A 14,869-nucleotide genomic window follows, 5' to 3' on the forward strand; every position below is an offset into this window, starting at 1 on the left:
TGCAGCCGTAATGAAAAGGGCGCCGTTTGGCGCCCTTTTTGTTCCAACTACATTTTTCAATCGTGTTTTTCAAAAGCTGATAATAGAGGATCGCAGCATGAAGCGCGTATTGGTTGTTGGTTGTGCCGGTGCCGGTAAATCAACAGTGGCGAAGGAACTTGCGGAGATTACCGGACTTCCGCTGATCCACCTCGACCGCCACTATTGGTTGCCCGGATGGGAAGAGCCCAGCAGAGATGCCTGGAGGGTCGTCGTAGAATCTCTGTCGGCTCAGCCGGAATGGATCATGGATGGTACTTACAGCGGCACGCTTCAGCAAAGGCTCGCTCGTGCCGATACGATTATTCACCTGGATTATCCTACTTGGTGTTATCTCTGGCGCGTCATTCTGAGAACGGCCCGTGGCTTAGGAGAAATCCGGGGCAACGAACTTGGGCCTGGATGTCCTGAGCGCTTCGATTGGCAGTTTCTGCGCTATGTCATTAGGTACAGAAGAGATCATCGCGAACGCGATCTCGCACGAATGAGTGGATTTTCAGGTAAAGTTTACCGGTTTACGACGCCGTCAGCCCTTGCATCATTCGTTAAGCTTCAACGTGAACGTCTTTGCAGCGGCAAGCGTTCAGCTTAGCTGCGCTTTGCCATCTCAAGCACTTTTTGCGCAGCGATTTCGCCGGACGGGCGTTCGGTCTGCATCAGGCTCGCAATCTTGTCGAAACTTTCGAGCTGGGCGCTGCGACGATGACCGGGAACCAGCAATTGTTCGAGCTGACGGGCCAGAGATCCAGCCCGAACGAACACGTTAAAGTATTCCGGCACGACCGGTGCATCTGCGATGATGTTCGGCAGGGCTGCGCTCCAGATGGTGATGCGCGGTGCCAGAAAGGTGCGTGCGAGCCAGTCCGGCCGGTAAGAGAGAACGGTCGGGATGCGGGCGAGCGCAAGCTCAAGCGACACGGTGCCGGACGCCGCAAGCGCGGCATCGGCGGCCGCAAAAGCATGCAGACGCTGTGCCTCACCGACGACTATGTCAGGCTGGATTTTCCACCCCGCTGTAAGCTCCCTGACCAGCGGCTCGATCTTCGGCAAAGTGGGCAGCGTTACCTTGATCTGGTTGCCGCGTTTGGCGAGAAGTTCGATGGCTTCTCCAAACGGCTCCGCAAGGCTCGTTACCTCGGACCGGCGCGATCCCGGCAAGACAACGAGATTCTTTTCGGTGCGTTCGCCAAGCTGCGCTTCGCGCGAGCGGTTCTGCCGGGCAGCTTCAAGAAGCGGCGCATGCGAAACGAGCCGATGGCCGACATAGGTCGCAGGCGGACCGTCAAGGTCCCTCAAAGCCTCCACTTCGAAAGGCAGGATTGCAAGCACATGGTCGATATAGGATCGCATCGCCTTGGCCCGCTCCGGTCGCCAGGCCCAGACCGAGGGGCTTATGTAGTTGACGATAGGAATCGAAGGGTCGGCCGCCCTCACCTTACGCGCCACACGATGGGTGAAGTCCGGGCTGTCGATGATCACCAGGCAATCGGGTTTGGCGGCGACAATCGCATTGGCAAGTTGAGATATGCGCCGGACGAGTTGCGGCAGCTTCTTGACGATGGCACTCAAGCCTACAAGGGCGATTTCATGCTGGTCGAACAGGCTGTCGAGACCGAGCGCCGCAAGATGCTCGCCGCCAACGCCTGTCAGCGTCACGTCGCCGGGGAAGCTGCGACGCAGCGCATCGACGAGATCGGCACCGAGCAGATCACCGGATTCTTCGCCTGTGACGATCGCGAGGCGCAGCGGTTTTTCAGCTGGCATCGGTGCGCGTCTCCTGGACAAAGGTCTCGACAAACAGGCCGGCCTCATTGGCGGCCTTTATCGTTTCCTCGTAGCCGAGGATCAACGTACGCCCGCTCTCGATGGCGATGCCCTTGAGGCCGGCCTTTGCAGCATTCTCAATGGTGCTGATGCCGATCGCCGGAAGATCCGCCCGCACCTCCTGCTGCGGCTTGGCGCATTTGACCAGCACGCCTCCCGTGCTGTGTATGCGTTTCGCCAGACGCAGCTCGGCGACGCGCTGCAGCATCGCGTCGGTGCCTTCGACCCCCTCAAGCGCAACCACGCGGCCACCCACCGCAACGGCCCCCTGGCCGATATCAAGCGCACCGATGGCGGCGGCAGCTCGCCGAGCGGCCTGCATATTGGCGATGCTGTCCTGATCCGGCTGTTTGCGCGTGAGCGTCGATGGCTCAGGCGTTAGAATATCAGGAACGATCTCATGGGCGCCCACAACCCGAAATCCATAGGATTCGATGGTTGCGATAACGGCGCGCAGTAGCCCATCGTCGCCAAGCCGGAACGCGCGCAGGAAACGGTAAAGGGCCACAAGGTTGCCGTTGCCCGGGCGCAGGGCATGGCGAAATTCCGGGCGGTGACGAACGCCGCCCGCCAGCACCACGTTCGCGATGCCTTCGGCCTTCAGGATTTTGACGAGACCGCCGAGTTCGACGATGGAAATCTCGGCGTGTTTTCCCTGATAGATCGAAGGCTCCGCCTCGCCCTTGATGGCGATCATCAACGGATCGGCGCCTTGTTTTCGTAGGCTCTCCGCCACGGCCAGAGGCAGTTGGCCATTGCCAGCGACGATGGCTGTCCTGCCTGAAATCGCGGGCGGAACTTTAGCTGTTGTCGTCACTGTCACTGATCTCGATAGCGGAATCGAGCGGCGGCGTGCAGTAAGCGCGCTTGGTATCAGTGGTGATGAAGTCGATCAGGTCCGCGACAGCCGGCGAATCCGGATAGGCAGCGCGAACGTCGTCTGCCCTCGCCCTGATAGACTTCGTGCGATCGAATAGCATGCGCACAGCGTGACGGAGCTTGTGAATCTCCGGACGGGCCATGCCAGACCGCTTCATGCCAATAATATTCAGTCCGCCAAGATAGGCATGGTTGCCGATTGCCATTCCATAGGGCACGAGATCGCTCGCCAGCGCCGCAAGCCCGCCAATGAAGGCATGGTGGCCAACGCGCACAAACTGATGAATGCCGGCGCCGCCGCCGATAATCACATTATTGCCGATGGTGACATGGCCGCCGATCATGACATTGTTGGAAAAAGTCACGTCGTCGCCGATGATGCAATCATGCGCCACATGCGCATAGGCCAGGAACATGCAGTTATCGCCGACCGTGGTTATGCCGCGGCTCCCGTCCGTGCCGCGGTGCATGGTGACGCCTTCGCGGATGACGCAGTTCTTGCCGATGACGAGGGTCGTGCGACCACCCTTATGCTTGGTGTTCTGCGGCTCGCCGCCGAGTACGGCGTTCGGATAGACCTTCGCGCCATTCCCCAGCGTCGTCGGGCCCATGATGACCACATGGCTCAGGAGTTCGACATCATCGCCGATAACGGCATCGGGACCCACATGGCAGAACGGGCCGATCGAAACCCTCTCACCAATGACTGCGCCCGGCTCGATGATCGAGGTCGGGTGAATAATGGACAAGGACATCAGGCGCCGGTCTCATCTTCATCAGGGAAACTGACCATGGCGGCGACTTCGGCTTCCGCCACCTTGAAACCGTCAACCTCGGCGATGCATCCATATTTATGGATGTTGCCCCGCTGCTTGAGCTTGGTGACGCGCAGTTTCAACTGGTCGCCCGGAACGACCGGCTTTCTGAACTTGGCATTGTCGATGGTCATGAAGAAGACCTTGCCCGGCTTGCCGCTGCCATTATGGAATAGCACGATTGCGCCGGCTGTCTGTGCCATGGCTTCGATGATCAAAACACCAGGCATGATCGGCAGTTCAGGAAAGTGTCCGGCAAAATGTGGTTCGTTGATCGACACATTCTTGATACCCGTGGCCGAAACGTCGCGATCGATATCGACGATGCGATCGATCAACAGAAATGGATAACGATGCGGCAGGTTCGCAAGAACCTTCTGGATGTCGGCAACGCCGAGACTGTCCACCTTCACATTGTCACTCATCTGAACCACTCTCCTTCTTGGTCCTCGTCATCGCACGAACGCTGGCGATTTCACGAAACCACTGCTTGAATGGCTGGGCGGGCGCGCCGGCCCATCTCTCGCCATCCGGAATATCATTCATCACGCCGCTCGCCGCCGCAATCTCGACGCGCGATCCAATGTTGACGTGATCAGCAATGCCGACGCTTCCTCCAAGCCTCGTCATATCACCGAGTTCAACGCTGCCGGAAATGCCACATTGTGCGGCTATAACACAATGACGGCCGATGCGTACATTGTGGGCAATCTGCACCAGATTGTCGATTTTAGTGCCTTCGCCGATGACCGTATCCGCTAGTGCCCCCCGGTCTACCGTGGTATTCGCGCCAATCTCTACATTGTCCTGGATAATGACGCGGCCAAGCTGCGGCATCTTTTCAAGTCCTGCCCTGCCGGCGACATAACCGAAGCCATCCTGTCCGATACGCACGCCAGGATGCAGCAGCACGCGATTGCCAAGAAACGCATACTGGATGGACGAATTTGGTGCCACGTAGCAATCGCGGCCGATCTTGCAGCCATTGCCGATAACCACGTTTGCCGCAATCACCGTGCCCGACCCGATCGATACATTACTGCCGATAATCGCGCCGGGCTCGATCGTTACATTGTCTTCGATTTCAGCGGACGGATCGACGATTGCGTGCTCGGAGATACCTGTCTGGCCACTCCACAAATGCGCTGTGACGGCATTCGGGTAGAGCGCACGGCCAATCGCAGCAAAATCCTGTTGGGGATGCCGCGTCACAATGACAGCGACGTTCTTCGGGACACTGCCCTTGATCTCATCGGTGCAGAGGATGCCCGCCGCCTTCAATCCCGCGAGATTGTGCGCATGTTTCTTGCTTTCGACGAAAACAAGCGCATCAGGCCCAGATTCCGTGATGGAAGCCAAACGCTTCACAAGGCGATTGGCTAATGAGCCATCCACAAGTACGCCATTGGTCAGACCAGCGATCTGACCAATAGTCACATTCTTGAGTGGCTCATAAAAGATCGGATCGGCCATCGACTAACTTTCTCCCCCGGGGAAGTTTGTCCCCCGGGAGGTCAGCAATCTATCAGAATTTGCTCGACATGCCGAAGTTGAAGTTCTGCTCCTGATCGCCGTCAACCTTCTTGACCGGGACCGCATAGTCGAAGCGCAGCGGGCCGAAGGGCGAGGCCCACATGATGCTGGCGCCAAGCGATGCGCGCCATTCGGAACCAGTGGTACCCTGCGCTTCCGGAAGGTCGTTACCATAGAGCGTTGCCGCATCCGCGAAGACCGCGCCACGGATGCCGAGGCTTTCCGGTATCACGGGCATCGGGAACTGCGCTTCCGCCGAAGCATTGAAGTAAGTCGTGCCGCCGAGGAAGCTGCCCTTCGAATCGGTAACGGTGGTATCGCGAGGACCGATACCGGCATATTTGAAGCCGCGGATCATTTCCGAATTGTTCTTGAACAAGTCGAACACGCGCAGATCTTCGTCGCCGAAGCCGGCAATATAGCCAGCACCGACACCGAGGAGGCCGACAATGTCCATTTCATCCGACAAGGTCTTGTAGTACTGGCCTTTGAAGGTCGACTTCAGGAAGTTGGCGTCGCCGCCGAGACCAGCATATTCCTGATTGAACTTCGCATAGATACCGTCATGCGGGTTCTTGGTGTCGTCGATGGTGTTGTAGGTCAACGACCAGCTTACGGAGGACTTGATCCACGGGCTCTCTTCAGCCGCATCGATGAACGCCTGCGAAATTTCTGTCGGATCCGGGATGTTCGTACCCGGGATCATCGCCTCGTCGTCGATCGTGTATTCTTCACGCGACAGGTTATAGGCAACGCCTGCAACCAGTGCCTCCGAGATCGGCAGGCCAAAACGGATCGTGCCACCGGTCACATCGGTTTCATACTTGTCGCTAACGCCGGACTGACGCTTGTAGATGTCGAAACCTGCCGCAATGCGTTGACCGAGGAAGTATGGTTCCGTGAACGACAGCGAGTAGGAACGATTGTTGTCGAGACCGGCACCGGCCGCAATACGGATATACTGGCCGCGGCCAAGGAAGTTGCGCTCGGTGATCGAGCCTTCCACCGTCGGGCCGGGATTTTCGCCACCGGTCGTATAACCACCACCGATCGAGAATTCACCGGTCGATTTCTCGACGACGTCCACAACAAGTATGACCTGATCCGGCTGCGAACCGGGCGCGGTCGAAATGTTGACGGTGGTGAAGAAATCAAGGGCTTCGAGCCGGCGCTTGGCGCGCTGGATGAGAACCTGATTGAAGGCATCGCCTTCACTGACATCGAATTCGCGGCGAATGACGAAGTCACGCGTCTTTTCGTTGCCGCGGATTTCGATGCGCTCGACATAGGCGCGCGGGCCCTGATCGATGGCGTAGGTAACGGAAATCGTATGGTTCTCGAAGTTACGGTCGCCGCGCGGCTCAACCTTGGCGAAGGCATATCCCTGACCGGCAACGCGCTCCGAAACCTTGATGATCGAATCTTCGACATCCTTGGCGCTATAGGTATCGCCTTCGCGCGTCTTCACGAGACCGTTGAGCTGCGAGGTATCGACACCTTCAACCGAGCTTTCGATCTGGATCGGGCCGAATGTGTACTTCTCACCCTCTTCAACCGTGATGGTGATGGTATAATCGTTTGTCGCCGGATCAAGATCGGCAGTTGAGGACACAACGCGGAAATCCGCATAGCCGCGGTTGTAGTAGAAGCGGCGCAGCGCTTCTTCGTCGGCGCGCAGGCGGTCTTCACTATAGACGTCGTTGCGGGTCAGCCAGGACAGCGGATTGGAACGCTTGGTCGAGATCACGTCGCTGAGGCGACGGTCGCCGAATGCCTGGTTGCCGACAAAATTGATTGCAGTGATCTTGGTGCGATCGCCTTCGTTGATCTCGAAAACGACGTTAACGCGGCCTTCGCCGAGATCCATCGTGCGGGCATTGACGGTCGCGTCGCTGCGGCCGACATTGCGATAGGCAGCGCGGACGGCTTCCACATCAGCATCAAGCGTTGCCTGATCGAACGAAGCGCGCGGCTTCAACTGAACGGCATTCTGCAGCTGCGGGTCCTTGATCTTCTTGTTGCCCTGGAAGATCACCTGGTTGACAACCTGATGCTCGGACACCTGAACGATAAGCGCGCCGCCTGCCTGGCTGATGCGCACATCGCTGAACAGGCCGGTCGCAAACAGACGCTTGGTGGCCTCATCGATATCGGCATTGGTGAAAGGCTTGCCTGGGGTAATGCCGAGATTGTCGCGCACCGTCTGGGCGTCGACACGAGCATTACCACGCACTTCAATGCGGCTAACTGTTGCTGCCTGCGCGACTGTTACGCCTGCAACCGTGGTCACGATTGCACCAGAACTTACCAGCGCCGCTGATATGGCGAGCGCCGACGCTGCACCAACAAATCTTGAACTTGCCGCCATAGGCCTTATGAACCTTCGTTTTCTCGTTGTCCCCGGGCGAGATCCCGGACTAAGCACTTACTCGCACACCGTCATAACCGGTTTTTACATACACGCAAGGCTTACGGTTAAAATCTGTTTACTTCACGCGAAAGCGTGGCATCCCTGCCACGCCAATAAGGGCTTATAGTAAACAGATCATGTCCATTTGCCAGCCCAAGCCTCTAATTTTCATCAATGTTTAATCTTTGTCACCGGCAGGCGAAGAGATCGTTGAAGATGACGAATCCCATGAAACCAAGCACCAGAAAGAAGCCAAAGCGGAAGAACAGCTCCTGAACTGCCGGTTTCACGGGCCTGCCGATGACTGCCTCGGCGGCGTAAAAGACGAGATGCCCGCCATCTAGCGGCGGCAAGGGGAAAAGATTGAGGAGGCCGATTCCGATCGACAGCATCGCTGTCAGCTGTATAAGCCAGTCCACTCCCTGGCTTGCCGCCTGCCCCGCCATTGTTGCGATCTTCACGGGGCCACCGAGCTGGCATTTATCCTCGCGTCCGGCGAAGAATCGGCCGAAGAACTGCCCGGTGCGGGCCATGATGAAGCCGCTTTCCCGCACAGCCTGCACGACTGATTCGACCGGGCCGTACTCAATGCGCCGGAAGTTGCCGAGCTCCTGATTGTTGACGACGCCGATCACTGCGATTTTGACAGTGTTCCCAAGCGGGTCCTTTTGTTCAGTCAATTCGGGCGTCGCCGTCAGCTTGACGTCCTGTCCGTTGCGTTCGACGACGAAATCCAGCGAATCGCCGCCGCGCGAGGAAACGATGCGCTGAACATCGGCAAAGGTATCCACCTTGGCGCCGTCGACGCTGACAAACCGGTCGCCCGGCTGAAATCCTGCAATGGCTGCCGGACCTCCCGGCCGCACTTCCGCAACCATCGGATCGGCTACCATCTTGCCATAGAGGGCGAAGAAGACGGAGAAGATCGCAATGGTGAGCAGGATATTGAACGCCGGTCCGGCAAAGACGGTCGCAGCACGCTTCCATACGGGCTGTGTGTGGAAGGAAACGGCGCGCTCCTCGGCGCTCATCGCAGCGGCAGGCGCCGCGAGCGAACTCGTTACCCCTTCGTCGCCGGCGAATTTGACATAACCGCCAAGGGGAATGGCGCAGAGTTTCCAGCGCGTTCCCTTGCGGTCGTTGAATCCGACGAGCTCCGGTCCGAAGCCGACAGAGAAAGCTTTGACGCCGATACCGCACCAACGACCGACCAGATAGTGCCCCATTTCATGGACGAAGACGACGACAGTCAAAACTATCAGGAATGGCAGGATGGTGCCGATCAGTACGCTTTGTGTGCCAAAAAGGGTGTGCAGCATGTCCGTCTATGTATCCTCCGGGCTGCAACACATTGGCACGGCCCGTATCGGGCCTCAAAGCTCAGCCGTCTAGAAAAGTATGTCGTATGGCGTTTCCGGCGACACCAGAACTGCCCCGATGACGTATAGTAATGCTGCCGCAGCGACAAGCCCGTCGACCCGGTCCATCACGCCACCGTGACCGGGTATGAGGCGGCTCGAATCCTTGACGCCGAACTTTCGCTTCATCCACGATTCCCCAAGATCGCCTATCTGGGCGACCACGGACAGGAGCAGTGCGATGAGCGGAATTGGCACGCCGCCGGCAGGACCGATGAATGCCGCGCAGGCAACGCCGGCGGCGACACCGGCAGCCGCACCACCGATGGCACCCGCCCAGGTCTTGTTCGGTGAAAACCGCGGGGCAAGTTTGGGGCCGCCGAGCGCCTTCCCATTGAAATAGGCAAATATGTCGGTCGCCCAGACCACCGCGAACAGGAAAAGAATGGCGGCAAAGCCATCGCCCGTATCGCCGCGCAGCAAGGTAAGCGCGATGCAAGGCAGCCCCGCATAGAGGAAACCCGCCGCCGGCCAGTAGCCGGTCTCCCGTCGACCGACAGCGGCGATGATGAAGGCACCGCCGAACAGGATGACCATCATCACGAACGTATCCCGTGCAAAAAGCAGCACGACCACGAGCAGCAGGAGGCAACCCCATGCCAGCCCCCGCGTCAAAGGAGTCGATCGGTTCGCAATGATGAGCTGCCATTCATAGAAGACGCTGATGCCGATTGCCGAGGCCAGGAGACCGAAGGCGAATCCGCCCATCCAGGTCATCGCCACGGCGATGATAATCAGGACAATCGCGCTAATGATGCGTTTTTGCAGGTTGGAAAGGCCGCTTCCGAAGAAGGTCACAGAGCGATGTCCTGGGCTGTCACGCCGCCAAAGCGCCGTTCGCGCATCTGGAATGTCTCAATCGCCTCGGCGAGATTCGACGGGCGGAAATCCGGCCAATAGCAGGGAAGGAAGACGAACTCGGAATAGGCGGCCTGCCAGAGCAGAAAATTCGAAAGGCGCATTTCGCCGCTCGTGCGGATAATCACGTCGGGATCCGGGATGCCGGCCGTATCCAGGCGCGCTGTGATCGCCTCCGGCGTTACCGCATCCGCGGCAAGAACCCCGGCAGAGACGTCGGCTACCAACCGTTGAACCGCACGGGCAATCTCGTTGCGCGAGCCATAATTGAAGGCGATGACGAGCGTGAGACCTGTATTTGCGTCCGTCAGCGTCTCGGCTTCGGTCAGGAGCGCGCGAATGTCTTTCCCCAGCCCTTCGCGTTCACCAATGATACGCACCCGGACGTTCTCACGGTGCAGATCGGCCAGATCGCGCCTGATGAAGAGCTTGAGCAAGCCCATCAGGTCGGAAACCTCGGAACGCGGCCGCGACCAGTTTTCCGACGAGAAGGCAAACAGCGTCATGAACGGGATGCCCATCTTGCCGGCAGCCCGGATGGTTTCACGCAGCGTCTCGACGCCAGCCTTGTGGCCTGCCGTACGGGGCAGGCCCCTCGCCTTTGCCCAACGGCCATTTCCATCCATGATGATGGCAATGTGGCGTGGGATGGACATAGGCATTGACCTCCAGTTAGCGGATCGAGCACATCTCTTGCGAGATATTAGACCTGCATGATTTCCGCTTCTTTGGCTGCAACGACCTTATCCATTTCTGCGATGGTCTCGTCGGTCAGCTTCTGGACCTTTTCCGACAGGACGCGATTGTCGTCCTGGCTGATCGCACCATCTTTTTCGAGCTTCTTTAACTCGTCCATGCCGTCGCGGCGGACATGGCGCGCTGCAACCTTGGAATGCTCGACATACTGATGGGCGATCTTGACCAGTTCCTTGCGGCGCTGCTCATTAAGCTCCGGCAGTGGAATACGAAGGTTGTTGCCGTCGGTGATGGGATTGAGACCGAGTCCTGCATCGCGAATTGCGCGCTCCACCTTGCCGACCATGGATTTGTCCCACACCGACACCGACAACATGCGCGATTCCGGTACCGTAATGTTGGCAACCTGATTCAGCGGCATCATCGAGCCATAGGCATCGACGGTGATCGGTTCGAGAAGACTTGCGGAGGCACGACCGGTGCGCAGACCGTTAAGATCATGCCTCAATGCCTGGACGGCTCCGTCCATGCGGCGTTTCAGGTCATTTAGATCGAGTGCGTCACTCATAGTCACTGCTCCTTATTCTCGGCGAAAGGCCCGGCAGATACGATCAACTAGTCCGATACGACGGTTGCGCGTCCTCTACCCTGCAGGATTTCCGCAAATCCACCCTTCTCGTGGATTGAATAGACGATTATTGGGATATTGTTCTCGCGTGCAAGAGCAACAGCAGTGGTATCCATCACTGCAAGGCCGCGATCAAGCACATCTTTGTGGGTAAGGTGGTCAAACCGAACCGCGTGCGGATCCTTCTTGGGATCGGCGGAGTAAATTCCATCGACCTGGGTGCCCTTGAACAAGGCGTCGGCACCGATTTCCGCTGCACGGAGCGCCGCGGCCGAATCCGTGGTGAAAAAGGGATTGCCCGTGCCGCCGGCAAAAATCACGACTTTCCCCATGTCCATATAGGCCGTGGCCTGACGTTGGGAAAAGGTCTCGCAGAGTTCTGGCATTGCTACAGCCGATAGAACGACGGTATCGATCCCAAGCTTCGCCAGGGACGTGCGCAATGCGAGCGAGTTGATGACGGTTGCCAGCATGCCCATGTGGTCGCCAGTAACGCGGTCGCCTCCCTTTGAGGCAACAGCCACGCCGCGGAAGATATTGCCGCCGCCGATGACGACGCCGACCTGCACGCCGAGTGCGCGCGCTTCGGCAATGTCGCTGGCAATGCGATCGGCCACTGCCACATCAATTCCAAACCCCTGGTCGCCCATCAGAGCTTCCCCGGAGGCCTTCAGCAGAACGCGTTTGTAGACAGCCGTGCCAGCCATGGGACCTCCTTGGAGTTGTTGCAAGTTTTTAGCAGAGTTCGGATACACGAAGGGCATCGCGTTGTCACGCGATGCCCTTTGAATTCAGTTGCGTAAGATTACTTCTTCACAGCTGCGGCGACTTCTGCTGCGAAGTCGCTTTCTTCCTTCTCAATGCCTTCGCCAAGAGCGAAACGGACAAAGGCCGTGATCTTGGCCGGAGCGCCGATCGACTTCTCGGCTTCCTTGAGCGCCGCCTCGACCGTCAGGTCGGGATTGATGACGAAAGCCTGCGAGAGAAGCACGACTTCCTCGTAGAACTTGCGCATACGGCCGTCGACCATCTTCTCGACGATGTTTTCCGGCTTGCCCGACTGGCGGGCCTGATCGGCGAAGATCGCCTTTTCGCGTTCGACGGCGACCGGGTCGACTTCCGATGCGGTCAGGGCGAGCGGGTTGGTGGCGGCAACATGCATGGCGACCTGGCGGCCGAATGCCTGTGCTGCTTCCGCATTGCCGGCCGTCTCGATGGCAACGAGAACGCCGAGCTTACCGAGGCCGTCGGAGACGGCGTTGTGAATATACGTCGCGACGACGCCCTGGCTGACGCTCAGAGCAGCGGAACGGCGGAACGAAAGGTTTTCACCGATCGTGCCGACGGCGTCCTTGATCGAGTCGACGACCGACTTGCCGGTCGAGGGATAGGTCGCGGCGCCAACTGCGGCGGTCGTACCGTCGGTCGTCAGCGCTACGTTTGCGACGTTGCGGACGATATCCTGGAAAGCGTCGTTGCGGGCAACGAAATCGGTCTCCGAGTTGACTTCGACGACAACCGACTTGGCGCCGTTGGAAGCCACGCCAACGAGGCCTTCGGCGGCCGTGCGGCCGGCCTTCTTGTCGGCCTTGGAGATGCCCTTCTTGCGCAGCCAGTCAACGGCAGCTTCCATGTCGCCATTGGTTTCGGCAAGGGCTGCCTTGCAGTCCATCATGCCGGCGCCGGTGAGTTCGCGAAGTTCTTTTACCTGTGATGCAGAAATGCTCATTAGATCGCCTCTTCTCAAAGCGAAGGCACACTGGTGAAACCAGCATGCCAACTTTGCGGCGCGTCATGCGCCAATCGAATCATTTTTAATCACCCGATAAGACGGGTGTATGAAGCCTCAAGCGGAGGCTTCACCTTCCTGTACAGGAACGGCCTCAAGAGCCGGTTCGGCCGGAGCCTCTTCCTGGGCGCCAAGATCGACACCGAGGGAACCCTGCTGACGGGCGATACCGTCGAGCGCTGCCTTGGCGATCAGGTCGCAGTAAAGCGAGATCGCGCGGGATGCGTCGTCATTGCCCGGGATCGGGAAGTCGATCTGGTCCGGATCGCAATTGGAATCGATCACGGCAACGACCGGAATACCAAGACGCTTGGCTTCCTGGATCGCGATGGCTTCCTTGTTGGTATCGATGATGAAGATGAGGTCCGGGGTCGAACCCATGTTCTTGATACCGCCGAGGGCGCGGTTGAGCTTCTCGCGCTCGCGATCGAGGTTCAGGCGCTCCTTCTTGGTGAAGCCCTGGGCGTCGCCGGCGAGAAGTTCGTCGAGCTTGCGCAGACGCTGGATCGAGTTCGAGATCGTCTTCCAGTTGGTCATCATGCCGCCGAGCCAGCGTGCGTTGACGTAATACTGGGCCGAGCGGGTCGCGGCATCGGCAATGATGTCCGAAGCCTGACGCTTGGTGCCGACGAAGAGAACGCGGCCGCCACGGGCTACCGTGTCGGAAACCTTCTTCAGGGCCGTATGCAGCAGCGGAACGGTCTGGGCGAGATCGAGAATGTGAATATTATTGCGGTCACCATAAATGTATGGTGCCATTTTCGGGTTCCAGCGATGTGTCTGGTGGCCGAAGTGAACGCCAGCTTCAAGGAGCTGACGCATGCTGAAATCAGGCAATGCCATCTTTATTTTCCTTTTCCGGTTTAACCTCCACAGGAAAGAGGCGGGAGACCCGCCACCGGAGGCCATATCGGATTTCTCCCGATATCAACCCAAATCCCGTGTGTGGAATGCTGCGGCTGTTAGTCGATAATTGCGGCAAGCGCAAGTGTGTCGGCGATAAAAGCCGCCGCATCAGACGATCTTATGCGGCAAGCAGGACTATTTCTTGCACTTTGGCGTGTCGAAAAGCTGCAGATTGACAAGCTTTCCGGTCATGGAGAAATCGCCGTAATCCATTTTCAGATCACGGGTTACGCCGTTCCGGTACATCTTGAAGTTGATACGGTAGCTCGGCAGGCCTTCAGCCTTTTCACTTTCGTCGAAATAGGCGATCGAGACCGGCCAGGTGTTTTCCTTGGCAAGAGGGCCCATGTGCTTGGTCTCGTCCTCGCCATCTGAAAGCGATGATTTGCCAATCACGACCGTCGTTGCCATGACCTTGTTGGCATCCTCGGAACCGTCGAAGAGCTTCGTCTGGTAGAACACTTCTCCAGCAAGCGCCTTTTCGATCAGTTCCTGCATGTGCCGGGTCGGGAACTGCGACAATTCCAGATCCTGCTTGAGCGCCTCGGGTTTGGTCAGGGAAATTTCCGTCTTGTCCTTCAGGAGGGCAGCGTTGCCGCGCACCTCCTTGGTGAGGCTCTGATCGACGAACGTCTTGTTGACGAAGCGGAACTTGCCGCCGTCGCCGGATTCGTAGGTCGTCGTCTGCTGGTCGGTGACGCGCTGCGGCTGCTCTTCCATGTCGACGCGGGTCACAAAACGAAAGTTCGTGGTATAGCCCTCGCAATCCGAACCGTTGAACTCATAGACCATACGGCCGGTCAGTCCGGTGATGCCGCTGCTATCCTGGGCAGTGTCCAGTTTCAGGTCATAGATGGCGCGATGCGGAACAAGGGTCGCCGTTCCGGCAGCCAAAGCCATGGTTGAGTGGGTCAGACCAAGGGCACCGAGGCTGAAAACGAGAGCGGACAAGACGCGCATAGACAAGATTCTCCATATTAGAACGCGCATATTAAAAAAACTCTTGGCGGAAGCGAGGCAAAAATCGCACCTTGCGTCACATTCATTACGATTCCGCTTGATAAGGATGAAGAT

General features: G+C 58.2%; 15 protein-coding genes. 1 reads left to right on the forward strand and 14 read right to left on the reverse strand.

The annotated features are described in order from the left end of the window. The first annotated feature begins 10 nt into the window (after positions 1–10). Positions 11–631: a P-loop NTPase family protein gene (locus HQ945_RS00040; RefSeq protein WP_246272415.1), complete on the forward strand. Its 621-nt coding sequence runs from the start codon at positions 11–13 to the stop codon at positions 629–631. On the opposite strand, the gene lpxB is transcribed toward HQ945_RS00040, so the two are convergent. The 14 genes from lpxB to HQ945_RS00110 all read right to left on the reverse strand — a co-directional run bounded on the left by lpxB (position 628) and on the right by HQ945_RS00110 (position 14,695). Further along, positions 628–1,803, reverse strand: coding sequence for a lipid-A-disaccharide synthase (lpxB, locus tag HQ945_RS00045; protein WP_113281582.1), 1,176 nt, complete (start codon positions 1,801–1,803; stop codon positions 628–630). The two genes, HQ945_RS00040 and lpxB, sit on opposite strands and share 4 nt — an antisense overlap. Further along, entirely contained in the window at positions 1,793–2,686 is an 894-nt protein-coding gene (locus HQ945_RS00050; protein WP_051615162.1) for an LpxI family protein, read from the reverse strand. The genes lpxB and HQ945_RS00050 overlap by 11 nt, the downstream gene beginning before the upstream one ends. Continuing rightward, complete coding sequence (lpxA, locus tag HQ945_RS00055; protein WP_027232613.1) at positions 2,664–3,497, reverse strand: acyl-ACP--UDP-N-acetylglucosamine O-acyltransferase; 834 nt, start codon at positions 3,495–3,497, stop codon at positions 2,664–2,666. The genes HQ945_RS00050 and lpxA overlap by 23 nt, the downstream gene beginning before the upstream one ends. Next, on the reverse strand, positions 3,497–3,982 hold the full coding sequence (gene fabZ / locus HQ945_RS00060) for a 3-hydroxyacyl-ACP dehydratase FabZ (RefSeq protein ID WP_027232612.1): 486 nt from the start codon (positions 3,980–3,982) through the stop codon (positions 3,497–3,499). Before fabZ ends, lpxA begins: the two co-directional genes overlap by 1 nt. Next, on the reverse strand, positions 3,975–5,030 hold the full coding sequence (gene lpxD / locus HQ945_RS00065; protein ID WP_027232611.1) for a UDP-3-O-(3-hydroxymyristoyl)glucosamine N-acyltransferase: 1,056 nt from the start codon (positions 5,028–5,030) through the stop codon (positions 3,975–3,977). The genes fabZ and lpxD overlap by 8 nt, the downstream gene beginning before the upstream one ends. A gap of 52 nt (positions 5,031–5,082) precedes the next feature. After that, the gene (bamA, locus tag HQ945_RS00070; RefSeq protein WP_027232610.1) at positions 5,083–7,458 is read right to left on the reverse strand and encodes an outer membrane protein assembly factor BamA; all 2,376 of its coding nucleotides are present in this window, start codon (positions 7,456–7,458) and stop codon (positions 5,083–5,085) included. Between the two features lie 230 nt (positions 7,459–7,688). Beyond that, positions 7,689–8,819 carry an RIP metalloprotease RseP gene (gene rseP / locus HQ945_RS00075; protein WP_113281580.1) on the reverse strand — a complete coding sequence of 377 codons (1,131 nt, stop codon included), beginning with the start codon at positions 8,817–8,819 and terminating at the stop codon, positions 7,689–7,691. A 69-nt stretch (positions 8,820–8,888) separates the two neighbouring features. After that, positions 8,889–9,716: a phosphatidate cytidylyltransferase gene (locus tag HQ945_RS00080; RefSeq protein ID WP_113281578.1), complete on the reverse strand. Its 828-nt coding sequence runs from the start codon at positions 9,714–9,716 to the stop codon at positions 8,889–8,891. After that, positions 9,713–10,432, reverse strand: coding sequence for an isoprenyl transferase (locus HQ945_RS00085; RefSeq protein ID WP_027232607.1), 720 nt, complete (start codon positions 10,430–10,432; stop codon positions 9,713–9,715). The genes HQ945_RS00080 and HQ945_RS00085 overlap by 4 nt, the downstream gene beginning before the upstream one ends. A 47-nt stretch (positions 10,433–10,479) precedes the next feature. Then, entirely contained in the window at positions 10,480–11,040 is a 561-nt protein-coding gene (frr, locus tag HQ945_RS00090) for a ribosome recycling factor (protein ID WP_113281577.1), read from the reverse strand. Positions 11,041–11,087: 47 nt separating this feature from the next. Then, entirely contained in the window at positions 11,088–11,807 is a 720-nt protein-coding gene (gene pyrH / locus HQ945_RS00095) for a UMP kinase (protein WP_027232605.1), read from the reverse strand. A gap of 98 nt (positions 11,808–11,905) precedes the next feature. Next, the gene (tsf, locus tag HQ945_RS00100; protein ID WP_091922704.1) at positions 11,906–12,829 is read right to left on the reverse strand and encodes a translation elongation factor Ts; all 924 of its coding nucleotides are present in this window, start codon (positions 12,827–12,829) and stop codon (positions 11,906–11,908) included. A gap of 117 nt (positions 12,830–12,946) precedes the next feature. Further along, on the reverse strand, positions 12,947–13,732 hold the full coding sequence (rpsB, locus tag HQ945_RS00105; RefSeq protein WP_113281576.1) for a 30S ribosomal protein S2: 786 nt from the start codon (positions 13,730–13,732) through the stop codon (positions 12,947–12,949). A gap of 198 nt (positions 13,733–13,930) precedes the next feature. Next, entirely contained in the window at positions 13,931–14,695 is a 765-nt protein-coding gene (locus HQ945_RS00110) for a cell envelope integrity EipB family protein (RefSeq protein WP_245273566.1), read from the reverse strand. Between the last annotated feature and the right edge of the window lie 174 nt (positions 14,696–14,869).

Source organism: Phyllobacterium pellucidum (assembly GCF_013327855.1).
GTDB classification, from domain to species: domain Bacteria; phylum Pseudomonadota; class Alphaproteobacteria; order Rhizobiales; family Rhizobiaceae; genus Phyllobacterium; species Phyllobacterium pellucidum.